General features: G+C 29.4%; 14 protein-coding genes. 3 read left to right on the plus strand and 11 right to left on the minus strand.

The features are described from left to right. Positions 1 to 4 precede the first annotated feature (4 nt). From ACU68U_RS00495 to ACU68U_RS00510, 4 genes are all read right to left on the minus strand, one after another. Positions 5 to 472 carry a tRNA (cytidine(34)-2'-O)-methyltransferase gene (locus tag ACU68U_RS00495; RefSeq protein ID WP_094208627.1) on the minus strand — a complete coding sequence of 156 codons (468 nt, stop codon included), beginning with the start codon at positions 470 to 472 and terminating at the stop codon, positions 5 to 7. 143 nt (positions 473 to 615) lie between these two features. Further along, positions 616 to 2,583: a transketolase gene (tkt, locus tag ACU68U_RS00500; RefSeq protein WP_446762514.1), complete on the minus strand. Its 1,968-nt coding sequence runs from the start codon at positions 2,581 to 2,583 to the stop codon at positions 616 to 618. A gap of 49 nt (positions 2,584 to 2,632) precedes the next feature. Continuing rightward, complete coding sequence (dprA, locus tag ACU68U_RS00505) at positions 2,633 to 3,703, minus strand: DNA-processing protein DprA (protein WP_094207155.1); 1,071 nt, start codon at positions 3,701 to 3,703, stop codon at positions 2,633 to 2,635. A gap of 92 nt (positions 3,704 to 3,795) precedes the next feature. Beyond that, positions 3,796 to 5,205 (minus strand): L,D-transpeptidase family protein, encoded by a 1,410-nt coding sequence (locus tag ACU68U_RS00510; protein WP_094207156.1) that lies wholly within the window; start codon positions 5,203 to 5,205, stop codon positions 3,796 to 3,798. Positions 5,206 to 5,411: 206 nt separating this feature from the next. On the opposite strand from ACU68U_RS00510, the gene ACU68U_RS00515 reads away from it, so the two are divergent. The 3 genes from ACU68U_RS00515 to ACU68U_RS00525 all read left to right on the plus strand — a co-directional run bounded on the left by ACU68U_RS00515 (position 5,412) and on the right by ACU68U_RS00525 (position 10,216). Then, a complete protein-coding gene (locus ACU68U_RS00515) occupies positions 5,412 to 6,230 on the plus strand; it encodes a pyruvate, water dikinase regulatory protein (RefSeq protein WP_094205708.1) in 819 nt (272 codons plus the stop codon). 15 nt (positions 6,231 to 6,245) lie between these two features. Next, positions 6,246 to 8,876 (plus strand): pyruvate, phosphate dikinase, encoded by a 2,631-nt coding sequence (gene ppdK, locus ACU68U_RS00520; RefSeq protein ID WP_094207158.1) that lies wholly within the window; start codon positions 6,246 to 6,248, stop codon positions 8,874 to 8,876. A 110-nt stretch (positions 8,877 to 8,986) separates the two neighbouring features. Further along, a complete protein-coding gene (locus ACU68U_RS00525; RefSeq protein ID WP_446762515.1) occupies positions 8,987 to 10,216 on the plus strand; it encodes a lipid II:glycine glycyltransferase FemX in 1,230 nt (409 codons plus the stop codon). Positions 10,217 to 10,256: 40 nt separating this feature from the next. Here ACU68U_RS00525 and ACU68U_RS00530 read toward each other — a convergent pair whose 3' ends face one another. From ACU68U_RS00530 to ACU68U_RS00560, 7 genes are all read right to left on the minus strand, one after another. Then, positions 10,257 to 11,597 carry an MATE family efflux transporter gene (locus ACU68U_RS00530; protein WP_154271100.1) on the minus strand — a complete coding sequence of 447 codons (1,341 nt, stop codon included), beginning with the start codon at positions 11,595 to 11,597 and terminating at the stop codon, positions 10,257 to 10,259. A gap of 13 nt (positions 11,598 to 11,610) precedes the next feature. After that, the gene (gene hslO / locus ACU68U_RS00535; RefSeq protein WP_094207161.1) at positions 11,611 to 12,489 is read right to left on the minus strand and encodes an Hsp33 family molecular chaperone HslO; all 879 of its coding nucleotides are present in this window, start codon (positions 12,487 to 12,489) and stop codon (positions 11,611 to 11,613) included. Between the two features lie 52 nt (positions 12,490 to 12,541). After that, positions 12,542 to 12,745 carry a cold-shock protein gene (locus ACU68U_RS00540; RefSeq protein ID WP_094207162.1) on the minus strand — a complete coding sequence of 68 codons (204 nt, stop codon included), beginning with the start codon at positions 12,743 to 12,745 and terminating at the stop codon, positions 12,542 to 12,544. Between the two features lie 87 nt (positions 12,746 to 12,832). Further along, positions 12,833 to 13,549 carry a class I SAM-dependent DNA methyltransferase gene (locus ACU68U_RS00545; protein ID WP_094207163.1) on the minus strand — a complete coding sequence of 239 codons (717 nt, stop codon included), beginning with the start codon at positions 13,547 to 13,549 and terminating at the stop codon, positions 12,833 to 12,835. Continuing rightward, positions 13,542 to 14,063: a hypoxanthine phosphoribosyltransferase gene (hpt, locus tag ACU68U_RS00550; RefSeq protein WP_002836478.1), complete on the minus strand. Its 522-nt coding sequence runs from the start codon at positions 14,061 to 14,063 to the stop codon at positions 13,542 to 13,544. Before hpt ends, ACU68U_RS00545 begins: the two co-directional genes overlap by 8 nt. Continuing rightward, on the minus strand, positions 14,038 to 14,208 hold the full coding sequence (locus ACU68U_RS00555; protein ID WP_094207164.1) for a cation:proton antiporter: 171 nt from the start codon (positions 14,206 to 14,208) through the stop codon (positions 14,038 to 14,040). The genes hpt and ACU68U_RS00555 overlap by 26 nt, the downstream gene beginning before the upstream one ends. Further along, positions 14,208 to 16,826 (minus strand): valine--tRNA ligase, encoded by a 2,619-nt coding sequence (locus ACU68U_RS00560; protein WP_154272609.1) that lies wholly within the window; start codon positions 16,824 to 16,826, stop codon positions 14,208 to 14,210. The genes ACU68U_RS00555 and ACU68U_RS00560 overlap by 1 nt, the downstream gene beginning before the upstream one ends.

Consider the following 16,826-nt stretch of genomic DNA (forward strand, 5'->3'; position numbering starts at 1 on the left):
CCTCCTACTTTAATCCTGGAAAATCTATCTGTCTCAATGCTTCAAATAAAACTATATTGCACGAATTTGCTAAATTTAATGATCTATCAATTTCCATATTCATTGGAATCTTTATAGAATGATCATTGTGCTTAGCTACCAAATCTTTATTTATTCCTGAAGATTCCTTTCCGAACACGAAAAAATCACCATCTTGATATTCAAGCTCATGATAATAATTTGTTGCAAAAGTTTCAACATAAAAAACTCTATCATTTCCTTTAATGTATTCTAAAAATTCATTCATATCATCATGAATAACTAAATCAACTTTATCCCAATAATCCATGCCGGACCTCTTTAATAATTTGTCATCTAGTCTAAAGCTAAAAGGTCTAACTAAATGTAATCTAGAATTAGTTAGAACACAAGTTCTTCCTATATTTCCTGTATTAGAAGGTTTCTCAGGTTCTAAAAGAACAATATTTATCATATCCACCTCTTTACGATTCTTTAACTATATTTTAATATTCCCATAAAAAATATACCATAAAAGAAATAGTATTTCAATTTTAAAAACGATTAAAATTTTAAAACAAAAAGACCATCAACACAAAATTATTGACGGTCTGTCGATTATAAATATTGTTTTATTTTTTCAACTATTTTTTCTGTTGTAAATCCAAAGTGATCCATTATTTTACTACCTGGAGCGCTCATTCCGAACTCATCTATTCCGATATTTAATCCACTAAGTCCAGTATATTTTTGCCATCCATAAGTTGACAAACATTCAATGCTAACTCTTTTTTCAACATTTTTCGGAATAACAGAATCTTTGTATTCTTGATCTTGTTTGTCAAAAATTTCTTGACACATCATTGATACAACTTGAGCCTTAACTCCTTCTTTTTCAAGAGCTTCACTTGCATCTAATGCAAGTTTAACTTCAGAACCTGTTGCTATTATTACTAAATCAGGAGACTCTTGTTTTTTTAGAATATATCCTCCTTTTAAGGCTTGTTCGTTAGTTTCTTTTAAATTAACTAATTTTTGTCTAGACAATACTAAAGCTGTTGGTGTTTCTTTATTTTCTAATGCTATCTTGTATGCCATTGATGTTTCAAAGCCATCAGCAGGTCTAATAGTATTAAGATTTGGAATAGTTCTAAGCATTGCTAATTGTTCTATTGGTTCATGAGTAGGTCCGTCTTCTCCAACACCAATTGAATCATGAGTCAATATATATAGTACTTGTCTCTTCATTAAAGATGACAATCTCATCGCTGGTTTTAAATAATCTGAAAAAATCATAAATGTAGCGCAATAAGGAATTAATCCACCATATAAACTTATACCATTCGTGATAGCAGCCATTGCGTGTTCTCTAACACCGAATTGTATGTTCCTTCCGGATCTATTTGTTTGCGTAAATACATCTAAACCATCCATAAATGTTTTATTAGATGGAGCTAAATCCGCAGATCCTCCAACAATATTTAATTGTTTATCTTTTAATCTATTTAATAAAACATGTGAGTATGATCTTGTAGCATCATCTTTTTCGAAGCTAGTAAACTCTTTAGATGTTAAATATTCTTCATCAATTTCTTTAGATAAGAATTTCATTAATTTATCATAAAGGTCTTTGTGAGTGTGTTTGTAGTCTTCAAACATACTTTCCCATTCAGAATAATATTTTTCCTTTTCTGAAGTTGATTGCGCAAAAAGTTCCTTAACTTCTTGAGGAATATAGAATTCTTCTGTAAAGTCCAATCCTAATTTTTCTTTTAAACTTGGAATGTTTTCTGCACCAATTGGAGCTCCATGCGCTTTTGCAGTTCCTTCAACAACACTTCCATAACCTATTTTTGTTTTTATTTCAATAAATGATGGTTTATCTGTTGTTTTCGCAAGTTCTATAGTTTCTCTTATTTTTTCTATATCATTTCCATCTTCTACAAAATAAGTATCCCAGCCTAACGCTTCATATCTAGCTCTGACATTTTCCGAGAAAATATTTTTTGTATCGCCTTCAATTGTTATATTGTTAGAATCATATAAACAAATCAATTTTGAAAGTTTTAATGATCCAGCTATTGAACTAGCTTCATTAGTAATTCCTTCTTGAAGACAACCGTCACCAACAATTGTGTAAGTATAGTTGTCAAAAATTTTGTGGTTTTCAGTATTAAATTGGCTAGCCATATATTCTTGAGCAATTGCCATACCAACAGCCATGCTCAATCCTTGTCCTAAAGGACCAGTCGTAGCATCAATTCCTTTTGTATGCAAATATTCTGGATGTCCTGGTGTTAAGCTGTTGTATTGTCTAAATTCTTTTAAATCATCAACGGTTATTCCAAATCCAAATAAATGTAAAAGCGAATATAACATTGCAGACCCATGTCCAGCTGATAAAATAAATCTGTCCCTATTTATCCAATCGCTGTGTTTCGGTGAAAAATGCATTATGTCATTAAATAATGTAAATGTCATAGGGCTTGCACCTAAAGGAAGTCCAGGGTGGCCTGAATTCGCTTTTTGAATCATTTCTACAGATAATAATCTAATAGTATTAATAGCTAATTGTTTTTTGTCCATATCATTCTCCTCTATAAAATTCCAATGTTATTATATCACATTATTTAATCTACTTTAATGAGTATTTGCTTCCAATATCCACAACAATTCCCAACAATTCCATTTTTGTTAAACTCATCAATACATCAGATATATCTTCATTTAATTTTATAGAAATTTCATCTGGTGAATTGGCGTCAATTTTCAATAAATTATATATTTTACGTTCTAAATCATTCAAATCAAAACTTAATTGTGGCTTTTCTATATATTTATTTTGAAATTCAGGGATTTGAGTTATAATATCCAAAACGTCGGTTAATATGTAAGCTCCATCTTTTATTAATTGATTAGTTCCAGTTGAATATACTGAATTAATATTTCCGGGAACTGCAAATATATCTCTACCTTGAGACAAGGCATAAGATGATGTAATTAATGTACCGCTCTTCTCTTTTGCTTCAATAACGACAGTGGCAAGTGATAAACCAGAAATAATTCTATTTCTAAATGGAAAATTATATGGCAATGGTGCTATTCCAAAAGGATATTCACTCATAATTACTCCGTTATGTGAAGAAATCATATCTTGAAACACTCTATAATTACTCCTTGGATAAACTTGATCTATTCCACACCCTAAAACTCCAATTGTTTTATTATTATTTTCAAGAGAAGTTTGATGAGAAATTTTGTCTATACCAAGAGCCAATCCACTAACAACTGGTATTTTATATTGTGATATTTCAGATACAAATTTTTTACATGCATAAGATCCATATTGACTACATTTTCTAGCTCCTACAAATGAAACACAATTATCGAAATCTCCAGTCAAATCACCTTTATAGTACAAAGTATATGGTGCATCATCTATTTCAAGTAATTTTTTCGGATATTTTGAATCACCATATGTAGTAAATTTTATACTATTTTTCCATAATTTTTCTTTGTACAAATTTATATCGAAATTTTTCATATTTTTTAGAATAAATTCGTAAATTTTAGGATCTACTTCTAAAAGTTTTTTTGCATTATCGTAGATAATATCATCTAGTGTATTATAGTTTTCAATAATTGGACCTATCCAATTATAATTCGTGTTTAAACTACTCAAAAATAATAATAAATCTGAATCCATAATTTACCCCTTTTCTTTACATATAGAATACCATTAATATTTATTTTTTTACAATAAAAAAAGTCGACTATTATAAAATAATCGACTAATTTTTAATAGATTACAACTGGCATTCCATTTTCAGCCGAATTGAAAATTGTACGAACATGATTTATAGGAGTATTTATACAACCATGACTTCCAGCACCATTAAAGATTTGTCCACCGTAGGCGGCCCTTCCCTTTGTATCGTGAATTCCTACACCAGTATAGTCAATTTGCATCCAATAATCTACATGAACTTTATATTTTGATCCGTCTGGATTAAATCCTCTTAAAAATCTATCAGTTTCTTTTGACCAAATTTCAAATAATCCTGTTGGTGTTTCGTGGTCAATTGATGGATCTCCTGTAACAACAGGTGTGTCTAATACTAGTTTACCATCTTTAAAATACCACAGATGTTGTGATCCCAAGCTTATTTCAATATAACTCTTTCCTAAAACTCCATTATTACGACTTCTTCTACTATAAACTAAATCACTATCTATAGTTTTCCCATTTTTCAAAGCATCAGTAATTAAAGCTACAGTTTGTTTTTTGTTAATTTCATTTCCAAAAACTTTTGCTTTAACTTTAATAGATTTACCATTATGAGTTGTAAAATCAAAATCTTTTCCAACAACTTCAAATTTTTCTTTTAAATCATCTACAAAAATTCTAACCTTTTTATCTTCAAACTTATAATTCTCATCTAAAAATATAGAATTATCTTCTATTTTTTGTGATTCTCCGTTTGGCAATTTTAAGGTAATAGAAGCTTTTGCAATATTTTCAAGTTCTTTTTTGTTTGGCTCCAATGATTTTTTTGTAACTTGAGGATTAATATATTCTGAAGATAATTTGATTTCATCCTTGTGTTCATTAAATCCTTTTATTACGGATTCACAAACTTTATCCAAATCAAGCTTATTACCTAATTCTTCAGGTTTGATTATTGCTTTTTTGTTTTCAAAAATCAATTGGGCGTTTTTAGGTTCTTTGATATTTTTAAATAACTCACTATTTTTTAAGGTTTCTTTTAATTTATCAGAATCTACACTTTTCTTAACTTTTACATCTGTTTCTATTCCTTTTATAAGTTCTACTGGCCACAAAAAACCATGTTGCACATAGGTTTGATTTTCCAAAGCAACTTGTTTTAAACCAGCTTGTGAATTATTCAATTCAACAGTTTTATTATCTCTTCCGATAATTGATGTGGTTTGTTCATCAAAAATATTTTTAACATCAGAAATTTTTCTTACACCTAAATTTTCACCATTAATTTTCGCGTTAGGATAAGTCATGAAGCTAAAAAATATTGAAACCAATATATAAATACCTAAAAGAATTGATACAACCCAAATCCATGAGTGTGATTTTTGTGATTCTTTCAGTTTATAAATACTATTATTTTTTGAAGACTCATTATTTACTTGACTAGTTTTATTGTCTTCATCTTTTTGTAAATCATCTTTCAATTTATCACCTTCTATTAATTATTTCTGTACCTAGAATGATATCATAAATACACAACACTAGTAAACATTTATATTAAATTATACTTTTTCTATAATCTATACTTAATTAAATTTGTGATAATTTTAAATAAAATAACAAAGATTTGCTTTAAAATTGTAAAAAATGATGTATAATTAAATTGATGATACAAATAAAGGGGTGAATTATGGAAAATATTAATCTGGTAGTTTTATCCGATTCTACCGGGGACACAGGTGATCAAATAGCAAGAGCCGCTTTAGCTCAATTTGATATTACTTGTGAAAATGCTAAATTTCACTTATTTGGACATATCCGATCTATCGAGCATCTTAATTCTACATTACAAAAATGCTTAGAAATGGATAATATTATCATATATTATAGTTTAGTTGAAGAAAGTTTAATTGATAGTTTAAAGAAATTTTGTGATATGAATAATCTCATATCGGTAGATATTTTAACTCCATCAATTGTAGCCATCCAAAGGCTAACCAAACGATCTCCGGCAACAAATCCAGGTGCATTACGTAAACTTGACGAACATTATTTTAGAAGAATTGATGCAATTGAATTTGCTGTAAGATATGATGATGGAAAAGATCCAAGAGGAGTCGCTAGAGCTGATATAACAATTATTGGTGTTTCTAGAACTTCGAAAACACCATTATCTATGTATCTTGCAAATAAGCATTACAAAGTTTGCAACATTCCACTTGTACCAGAGTCACCAGTCCCAAAGGAACTTTTTGAAATCGAACCAAAAAGAGTCATCGGTCTTACTAACTCTCCTGATAAGCTAAACAAAATCAGAAAAGAAAGACTAAAATCTATGGGATTGCCAACTGAAAGTACATACTCTGATTTGGGTAGAATACTTGACGAATTAGATTATGCTGAGAAGGTAATGAAGAAAATCGGATGTCCTATTATAAACGTTTCTGACAGAGCAATTGAAGAAACGGCAGAAGTTATTATCAGACATCTAAAAAAAATGAATGATTAAAAAGGAGTTTTTTAAATGACAGAAAAATATGTTTACAGTTTTAAAGAAGGTAATAAAGACATGCGAAGCCTTCTTGGTGGAAAAGGTGCCAACTTAGCCGAAATGACTAATATGGATATACCTGTTCCAACAGGATTTACTATTACTACTGAAGCTTGTAACAAATTTTATCAAGAAGATGAAAAATTATGGGATGGATTATTTGAAGAAATCAAATCTCATATTGAAGAAACAGAAAAAGAATTAAACAAGAAATTTTCCGATGAAGAAAATCCTCTACTATTTTCTGTTCGTTCTGGCGCTGTAATATCTATGCCAGGTATGATGGACACAATCTTAAACCTAGGTTTAAATGATAAATCTGTTATCGGTTTAGCCAAATCAACTAATAACGAAAGATTTGCTTATGATTCTTATAGAAGATTTATTCAAATGTTTTCAGATGTTGCAAGAGAAATTCCTAAAGTATTATTTGAAAACGAATTAGATAAAGTGAAAGAAGAAAAAAACGTTACAGATGATACAGATCTTGATAGCGAAGATTTAAAGAAAATTGTTGAAAAATTCAAACAAATCTACAAAGAAGAAATGGGCGAAGATTTTCCACAAGACCCTATCGATCAATTGAGATATGCAATAGAAGCAGTTTTTAGATCTTGGAATAATCCTAGAGCCAAAATTTATAGACAATTAAACGGCATCGATGATAAATTAGGTACTGCAGTAAACATTCAATCAATGGTATTCGGTAACATGGGAAATACATCTGGAACAGGTGTTGCATTCTCAAGAAACCCTGCAACAGGTGAAAACAAATTATTTGGTGAATTCTTAATGAATGCACAAGGTGAAGATGTTGTTGCTGGTATAAGAACTCCTCAACCAATCAGTCAATTACAAGACGTTATGCCTGAAGTGTATGAACAATTCCATTCTATAACTAAAAGATTAGAAGAACACTACAGAGATATGCAAGATTTGGAATTCACAATTGAAAATTCTAAATTATATTTACTTCAAACTAGAAACGGAAAAAGAACGGCTATCAGCGCACTAAATGTCGCAGTAGATCAAGTAAATGAAGGTTTAATTTCAAAAGAAGAAGCTATTTTAAGAATCGAACCAAATAGTTTAAATCAACTCCTACACCCTACTTTTGATCAAAAAGAATTAGAAAATGCTGAAGTTATTACAAAAGGTTTAGCTGCTTCACCTGGAGCTGCTAGTGGTCACGTTTATTTTAGTGCTGAAGATTGTAAAACAGCTGCATCTAAAGGCATTAAATCAATATTAGTTCGTCAAGAAACATCTCCTGAAGATATTGAAGGTATGATTAAAGCTGAAGGTATATTAACTGCCAGAGGAGGTATGACATCTCACGCTGCAGTAGTTGCACGTGGAATGGGTGCATGTTGTGTAGCAGGTGCTAGTGAAATAAGAGTAGACGAAGAAAACAAAGTAATCAGAGGTAAAAACATCGAAATCAAAGAAGGAGATTTGATTTCATTAGATGGTAGCACTGGATATGTTTATAAAGGAGAAATTTCTAAGGTAAGTCCAGAACTTACTGGTAACTTTGCCCAATTTATGCAATGGGTTGATGAAATTAAAAGATTAGGTGTAAAAACTAATGCAGATACTCCAAAAGATGCACATCAAGCAAAAGAATTTGGTGCTGAAGGAATTGGATTAACAAGAACTGAGCACATGTTCTTCAACGAAGAAAGAATTCCAATCGTTAGACAAATGATTCTCTCAAACACTACCGAAAGAAGACAAAAAGCTCTTGATAAATTAAGACCTTTCCAAGAAGAAGACTTTTACAACATTTACAAAGAAATGGGAGATTTATCAGTTACTATTAGACTTTTAGATCCACCACTTCATGAATTCTTACCAAAAGAAAAACATGATATTGAAGAATTAGCGAAAGAAATGGATTTAACTTATGATGAAGTAAATGATATTATTTTAGAACTTCACGAAGTAAACCCAATGCTTGGACACAGAGGTTGTAGACTAGCTGTAACTTATCCAGAAATTTATAGAATGCAAGCAAGAGCAATTATTAGCGCTGCTCTAAAAGTTAAAGAAGAAACTTCACATGAAATAGTTCCTCAAATTATGATTCCGCTTGTTGGAGAAAAGAGAGAATTAAAATACGTTAAGGATCAAATAATTGAAGAAATCAATCAAGTATTTGAAGAAACAAATCAAAAATTAGATTATGAAATTGGTACTATGATTGAAATACCAAGAGCTTGTTTAATGGCTGATGAAATTGCCGAAGAAGCTGACTTCTTCAGTTTTGGTACAAATGACTTAACTCAAATGTCATTCGGTTTCTCAAGAGATGATGCTGGTAAGTTCTTATCAGAATATAAAGAAAAGAAAATCTATTCAAGAAGTCCATTTGAAAGATTAGACCAAGAAGGTGTTGGTCAGCTAATCAAAATTGCTATTGAAAGAGGTAAATCTTCAAATCCTGATTTACACGTAGGTATTTGCGGTGAACATGGTGGAGATCCTGAAAGTGTTGAATTCTGTCACAGAATTGGATTAGATTATGTATCTTGTTCCCCATACAGAGTTCCAATCGCAAGATTAGCAGCAGCTCAAGCAGCAGCAAGAGAAAAATTAAAATAATTAGTTTTATTAGATAGAGTAACTATGTTTACTCTATCTTTTTTTGATTTCTAATAACTTATTATGGGAACAATTTATGGTATAATGTATGAAGTTAAGGAAGTGATAAAATGGCTTACGAAATGATTACACTTAGTAGTGAAGAACATGATAATTTTGTTAAAAACCATAAATATGGAGAATTAAATCAAATATATAAATGGCAATTTGTAAAAAAAGGATGGATTGGAAAAAATATTGGAATAAAAAAAGATGGCAAACTTGTTGGTGCCTGTTTAATTTTATTGAGAAGACTCCCGGTTCTTCCCTATTATTTTGCTTATGCTCCAAAAGGACCTGTGATTGACTATGAAAATAAAGATGATTTAAAATCAACAATCCAAATTTTAAAGGATTTTTGCAAACAAAACAATGTTTTTTCTTTGAAATTTGACCCTCAAGTTTCTGTGGAAATTGATGGATTAATTGACTACTTAAAAGAACTTGGATGTTATCATCATGGTTTAAAAAAAGGGTTAGAATATAATCAACCTAGATATTATATGATAACTGATATAGATAAATCTGAAAAAGAAGTTATGAATTCTTTTCAATCTAGAACTAAAAGTGTTGTAAAAAAATCTTTAAAAAATGGACTTGTATGTAAAAGATGCGACAAGAATGAATTATTTAAGTTTTCAAAATTAATGGAAATTACAGCTAAAAGAGATGAATTCAATCACAGAAGTCATGAATATTTCGAGAATTTATATGATGTTTTAGCTCCAGATAATGATTGTGAACTGTATCTAACTAAACTTATACCTTCAAGTGTAAAGAAATCCAATGAAGATGAATTGGATCAAATAGATAAACAAGAACTCAAAACTAAAAATAAATTAGAAAAGGATATAACAGAAGAGAAAAAGAATAATTTTTTAAAGGAACTAGATGTATTAGATAATAGAAGAAAAAGATGTAAAGATTTAATCGAGCAAATGAATGGATACATCGAAAATGGTGTTGATGAAATTGTATTATCAGGAGCATTACTAACTTTTTGTGGCAAAAAATCATACTATCTTTACGGAGCATCTTCAAATGATTTTAGAGATTTAAGTCCAAATTATTTAATGCAATGGACTATGATGAAAAGAGCTATAGAAAAAGGATGCACATCGTATGATTTCGGAGGAGTATCAGGTTATACTCCAGAAGATAATGTAGTAGACCATGAAGCCGGACTATATGAATTTAAGAAAAGATTTGGCACCGAAATGCTAGCTACAATTGGAGAGTTTGACATAGTATTTAATAAATTTATCAATAAATTATTTGAGTTCGCTTTAAATCACAGATAATATAAAACTAGGATTGATATAATAATCAATCCTAGTTTTTTTAATCCAATAGATATTTTAATTTATTTTTGTACACTTTTCTGTAAAATACAATAAACAAGCTAATTCCCTTACATATAACAAGTGAAGATATAATTACCCATATCCATTCAATTCTCAAGTTATTATACATAACCAAAAGGGACAATGGAATTCTGATGAAATTAAATATAATTCCGTTTATAGAAGGATACTTAGTTAATGAAATTCCATTCAAAAATCCAGTAGTAGCTATTTCTACACACATAAATATTTCAGAAATTGATAATATTCTTAAATACACTACCCCTATATTTAAAGTATCAGGATCATCTGGAATAAATAGCTTAAATAATTGAGGAGCAAAAGTGAATAAGAATATAGTTGTGAATATTCCTATACCTACACATATTTTCATTCCTTTTTTATAACCTTCCATTACTCTGGAATAGTTTTTCGCTCCATTATTTTGAGCAATAAAGGTAGATAATGCAACACTGAATCCACCTACAGTTAACCATGTAATAGATTCTATTTGATTGCCTATTTTTTGTGCAGCTATAGCTTCTTTTCCCCAATGAGCTATAATAGCAGCCATTATTATAGAAAACGTCGCAAAAAGGCATTCTTGGAGGGCTATAGGAAATCCTAAATCAAAAAGTCTCTTTGCATAAATTAAATGCATTTTTTCCTTCAAATATTTAAAATATTCAAATCTAACTATCATAAACATGATACATGCGGACATTTGAGCTATGAAAGTTGCAAGAGCAGCCCCTTTTATTCCCATTGGTTTTATAAATCCAAATCCAAATATCAAAACAGGGTCTAACACTATATTAATTCCCAAAGCAATTGTGTTTATTATAAAAGGAATTTTACTTTCACCTTGTCCATTTAAAATTCCAGTTAGAACTGGATTTATAAAGTTGAAAAATATTGAAGCTACAAAGAATCCGTAATATTCAAAAGCTAGTTTTGTGACCGATTCATCCAGATTAAAGAAATGTATTATTTGTACTTTAAATAAAACCATTAATAAAATAAATACAAATCCAACTATTAAGGCAAATTTTATCGCATTAGATATGTATTTTTGTACAGAATCCATATCCTTTTTACCAATGCAATCTGCTACAGATATTTGTACACCTACGCTTAGCATCATACATATCGCATAACTCAACCATCCAAAAAACCCTACAGTTCCAGCCGCAGCTACTGCTTCTATAGACAATCTTCCCAACCAAAATAAGTCCATCAGATTATAACTCATCTGTATAAAAGATGTTGCCATAATCGGTAATGATAAGCTTATTAATTCCTTATAAATATTACCTTCAGTAAGATTTCTAGTTTTCAATTAACACCATCCTTTATATATTATCCCTTAATTTTATCAAGTCTTCTTTAGTAAAATTGTATTTTTCATGGCAAAAATCACATACTAATTCAGCCTTTCCATCCTCTTCAATCAATTCATTTAACGTTTCCTTTCCCAATGAAATCAAAGATTTTTCAACTCTATCTCTATTGCAATCACATAAATATTTTACTTCTTTTTCACCCAATAATTTTAAATCAAAGTCTGCAAAAAATTGATTTAAAACGTCAAAAGGATTTTCATGATTTACAAATAGAGAAGAAATTGGTGGGAAATTATTAATATCTTTTTCCAATTTATCAATTAATGATTCATCATATCCTGGCAATGCTTGAATAAATAATCCTCCAGCGCTTTTTATCGATAAATCAGTATCTACCAAGACACCTAAAGCCACAACTGTTGGTCTTTGATCAGATTGATAGAAGTAATTACTTAAATCTTCAGCTATTTCACCACTAACTAAACTAGTTTGACCTATATAAGGTTCCTTTAATTTAAAATCTTTTATAACAGTAAGTAGACCATCATTTCCTACAAAATTACCAACATCCAATTTTTTATTAGATTTTGATGGCAAATCAACTTCTGGATGACTTACATAACTCTTTACCTCTCCTCTACCGTTAACTGTAGAAATTAACATTCCACCTGGTCCGTTTCCTTGTAAATTTAATGTAATATTGTGTTTGTCATTTTTTAATTCGTGACTCATAATTGAAGCCATTGTACTTAATCTTCCCAACGCAGCGGATGCTGTTGCTGATGTATTATGAATATTTTTTACTGATTGTACTAACTCCGTAGAATCTACAATTATAAATCTAAATGATTCTGTAGAATCGGTAGCAATATATAATTTATTTATCATATAACCTCCAAATAAAAAACCCCCTAAAAAGGGGCATATTAATAATATTTTATTATAATTTTTTTACATTACAAGCTTGAAGACCTCTAGGTCCATCGGCGATATCGAATTCAACTTCTTGATTTTCTTCTAGTTTTCTATATTCTCCGTTATCTTCCAATGCAGTATAATGCACAAATATATCTCCATGATCTTCTGTTGAGATAAATCCGAATCCTTTTGTAGCATTAAACCATTTTACAGTTCCTTTTGTCATATTTCCTCCAATATTTAACGTAGTTTTCATTTACTATACTAATATAACATACACAATAAAAATATACAACGAAATAATTATCGTTACTTAATAACATATAAATAATGCACGTTGGGTACAATTATTAAGAGTTTTACCTGTATCAAAATCTATTATTTTAACAGTATTAAATCCACTATTGTACAACATAAATCTTAGTGCATCCAAACTATAAACTTTTTCTGTTTGAGTTTCTCTAATCCTTTGATAAGAATTATCCTGATTTTTCAAAAAAAAGTCAATATAAAAATCTATCAAATTATCTTCTTCATAATATTGATTAACCCAAGTATAAAAAATATCATCATATTCATACACAAAGTGATTGTTACCCATTACTTCTATTAGCTTATAAGGAGTGTTTACATCAAACATAAACACTCCTGTACAATTTACATTAATATTTGAGAACAAATTCTGTAGTTTTTCTGAGTCTAGTATATAGTTTATTGTATCTAAAGTAGAAAAAATAAAATCATAATTTTTTGTTAATTCTAATTGACATAAATCCTCATTAATAATACTGATATTAGGAAATTTATCTGCACAAATTTTCAACATTTCTTTACTAAGATCCACTCCAGTATAATTAATTGAGGCGTTATAGAAGTATTTTGTCATATTTCCACTACCGATTCCTAACTCAAGAATAGATTTTGGTTTTATGTCTAATTTTTTTAATTCTTTTTTGATAACTTCAGAATACTCTTCATAATCAATATCAAAAGTTAATTTATCATAAATATACGCAAATTCTTTATACATCTTGATTCCAAATGAAAATGTAAGGTATATTTCGATATGATGATTTATAGTTCAAACCATAACCAACTATAAAAACATCATCAATTTCAAAACCAACGTAATCAGCGTTATACTCAACTTGTCTTCTGCTTGGTTTATCGAGCAATACACATGTTTTAACACTTTTTGGATTTTTTTGTTTAATATATTCCAAAGTATTTACGATTGTATTTCCAGAATCAATAATGTCATCAACTATTAACACATCATAGTTTTCTAAATTTTCTCTTACATCAGTAAGAATTTTTACTTTACCTGTTGATTTTTCAGCGTCTTCATAAGAAGATGTAGTCATAAAATCAATACAAATTGGCATATCTATCTGTCTAACCAAATCAGACATGAACATAAAACTTCCTCTAAGAAGAGATACTACACATAAATTTTTATCTTTGTAATCTTTGGTAATTTGAGCACCTAATTCTTTAACTTTTTCTTTAATTTGTTGTTCACTTAATAATATTTCTTCTTTCATTATTCACCCCTGTATTTGTATTAATTATATTCTCATCTATCTTTTTTTCAATCTTCTTTAATGATAATAAAATTTTATTTAAAGTATATTGTACGCTGACCAACACCATAATCAAAACAAAATCAAATATGATTTCGAATTTCATTACATATTTTCCTTAATAGAACTAATAGAATTATTAATATCGTCGATTAAATGTGAATATTTTTCGACTTTTTCTTTTTCTTTTTCTACAAGGGCTTCAGGAGCACCTTTTAAGAATCCTTCATTTTTTAGTTTTGATTCTGCTCTCTTTAATTCCGATTTAGCAGTATTTAATTCTTTTTCTAGTCTTTCTAATTCTTTAGAATAATCGATTAAATCATTCAAAGGAATGATAATCTTATAGGAATCTTTAACAATTACTATATTATTATCTTCTGATATATCTTCGTTAACCTTATATTCGTTAATAGAAACACTTGATCTAAATAGTGACTCTAGTTGTTTAAAATCGTCTTCCAAACTCTTATCAGATGTCAATATATATATATCAGATTGTTTTTTAGGTGCAATATTCATTTCTTGTCTAGAATTTCTAATACTAATTACAGATTCAACTAACTTGTCAATAATTTGTTCTTCGTTTTTATATGATTTTGTTTCAGAATATTTTGGCCATGTTTCATTAATTAACATATCATTTTTATTTGGAAGATAGCTATAAATTTCTTCTGTGATATATGGCATAAATGGATGTAATAATTTTATTACATTAGTCAATGTATAAATCAAAACTGAGATTGCAGATTCTTTTAAAATAGAATCGTCCCCATAAAGTCTTGGTTTAACTAGTTCAATGTACCAATCGCAGAATACATTCCAAGTAAAATCATATATTTTTTCAGCTGCTATACCAATTTCGTATTTATTTAAATTAGTAGATACTTCATCAATTACATCATTTAAACTAGATATAATCCACTTATCTTCAATTTGTAATTCAACATCATCTATATTTTTTACATCATCTTCTACATTCATGAAAACAAATCGAGATGCGTTCCATAATTTATTACAGAAATTTCTATTAGCTTCAACTTTTTCCATGTAGAATCTTGAATCATTTCCTGGAGTATTACCAGTAATTAATGCAAATCTTAAAGCATCAGCTCCATATTGATCTATAACTTCTATCGGATCAATACCATTTCCCAAAGATTTTGACATTTTTCTTCCTTGAGAGTCTTTAACTAATCCTGTCAAGTAAACATCTTTGAAAGGAACTTCCCCCAAATTATAAAGTGAAGAGAATACCATTCTAATTACCCAGAAGAAAATAATATCGTATCCAGTAACTAACACATTTGTAGGGAAGAAATATTTCAAATCTTCTGTTTCGTTTGGCCAACCTAATGTTGAAAATGGCCATAACGCAGATGAAAACCATGTATCCAAAGTGTCTGGATCTTGAGTATATTTTTCAGGGTCTGGATTTTTTCTTGCAACTACAACTTCACCTGTTTCATTATGGTAATAAACCGGAAGTCTATGTCCCCACCATAATTGGCGAGAAATACACCAATCTCTAATGTTTTCTAACCAATTTACATAAACTTTTTCGAATCTTTTTGGAATAAATCTAATTTCTTCATTTTTATAAGCGTCTAAAGCTAATTTTGCTAACTTATCCATCTTAACAAACCATTGTTTACTGATTAATGGCTCAACAGTAGTATGGCATCTTTCACAATGACCTACAGCATGTTCATGTTCTTTTACTGAATCTAGTTGTCCGATTTTTTCCAAATCTTCGATAATTAATTTTCTTGCTTCATATCTATCTAATCTAGAATATTTACCATATCCTTCAACAATCTTTGCATCCTCATCAATTACAACACATTGACCTAGCTCATGTCTTGCACCTACTTCAAAGTCATTAGGATCATGTGAAGGAGTAATCTTAACAATTCCAGTTCCAAATTCCATATCCACATAGCTATCAGCAATAACTTTAATTTCTCTATTAACTAATGGTAATATCAAAGTTTTTCCAACAATGTCAGTATATCTTTCATCATCTGGATTTACAGCGACTGCCAAATCACCCAATAATGTTTCTGGTCTAGTAGTAGCTATTACAATATAATCATCAGAATCCTTGAATTTATATCTAATATTCCAAAAATGTCCCGATTCATCTTCGTGGACAACTTCTATGTCGCTTATTGCAGTATGACAATTTGGACACCAATTTACAATTCTGTCACCTTGATAAATCAAATCATCATTGTACATTTTTATAAATACTTCTTCTACTGCTTCTGTTAAATTGTCATCAAGAGTAAAAGCTTCTCTACTCCAATCACAAGATACACCTAATTTTTTTAATTGATTTTTGATATTTCCACCGTATTCACGTGTCCAGTCCCAAGATGCTTCCAAAAATCCATCTCTGCCTAAAGATTCTTTGGATTTTCCTTCTTCTTTTAATTTACTTACAACTTTTGCTTCAGTTGCAATACTAGCATGGTCTGTTCCTGGAACCCAAAGAGCACTATATCCATCCATTCTATTTTTTCTAATCAAAATATCTTGTATAGTGTTATTTAACGCATGACCTAGGTGTAAATTACCTGTTACATTTGGTGGTGGCATTACAATTGTAAATGGTTTTTTATCATTATCAATAACGCCTTTGAAGTAACCTTCATTTTCCCAAATTTTATATATTTTATCTTCAAAATCTTTTGGATTGTAATTTTTTTCTAAATTCTTCAT

The organism is Finegoldia sp. P3-F-LR (assembly GCF_052932165.1).

Coding starts and splice junctions, on each gene's coding strand:
- dprA (WP_094207155.1), bottom strand. CDS start 3,703: ATGGATTCAGATTTATTATTATTTTTGAGTAGTTTAAACACGAATTAT.
- tkt (WP_446762514.1), bottom strand. CDS start 2,583: ATGGACAAAAAACAATTAGCTATTAATACTATTAGATTATTATCTGTA.
- hpt (WP_002836478.1), bottom strand. CDS start 14,063: ATGAAAGAAGAAATATTATTAAGTGAACAACAAATTAAAGAAAAAGTT.
- ACU68U_RS00525 (WP_446762515.1), top strand. CDS start 8,987: ATGGCTTACGAAATGATTACACTTAGTAGTGAAGAACATGATAATTTT.
- ppdK (WP_094207158.1), top strand. CDS start 6,246: ATGACAGAAAAATATGTTTACAGTTTTAAAGAAGGTAATAAAGACATG.
- ACU68U_RS00495 (WP_094208627.1), bottom strand. CDS start 472: ATGATAAATATTGTTCTTTTAGAACCTGAGAAACCTTCTAATACAGGA.
- ACU68U_RS00555 (WP_094207164.1), bottom strand. CDS start 14,208: ATGAAATTCGAAATCATATTTGATTTTGTTTTGATTATGGTGTTGGTC.
- ACU68U_RS00560 (WP_154272609.1), bottom strand. CDS start 16,826: ATGAAGAATTTAGAAAAAAATTACAATCCAAAAGATTTTGAAGATAAA.
- ACU68U_RS00545 (WP_094207163.1), bottom strand. CDS start 13,549: ATGTATAAAGAATTTGCGTATATTTATGATAAATTAACTTTTGATATT.
- ACU68U_RS00515 (WP_094205708.1), top strand. CDS start 5,412: ATGGAAAATATTAATCTGGTAGTTTTATCCGATTCTACCGGGGACACA.
- hslO (WP_094207161.1), bottom strand. CDS start 12,489: ATGATAAATAAATTATATATTGCTACCGATTCTACAGAATCATTTAGA.
- ACU68U_RS00540 (WP_094207162.1), bottom strand. CDS start 12,745: ATGACAAAAGGAACTGTAAAATGGTTTAATGCTACAAAAGGATTCGGA.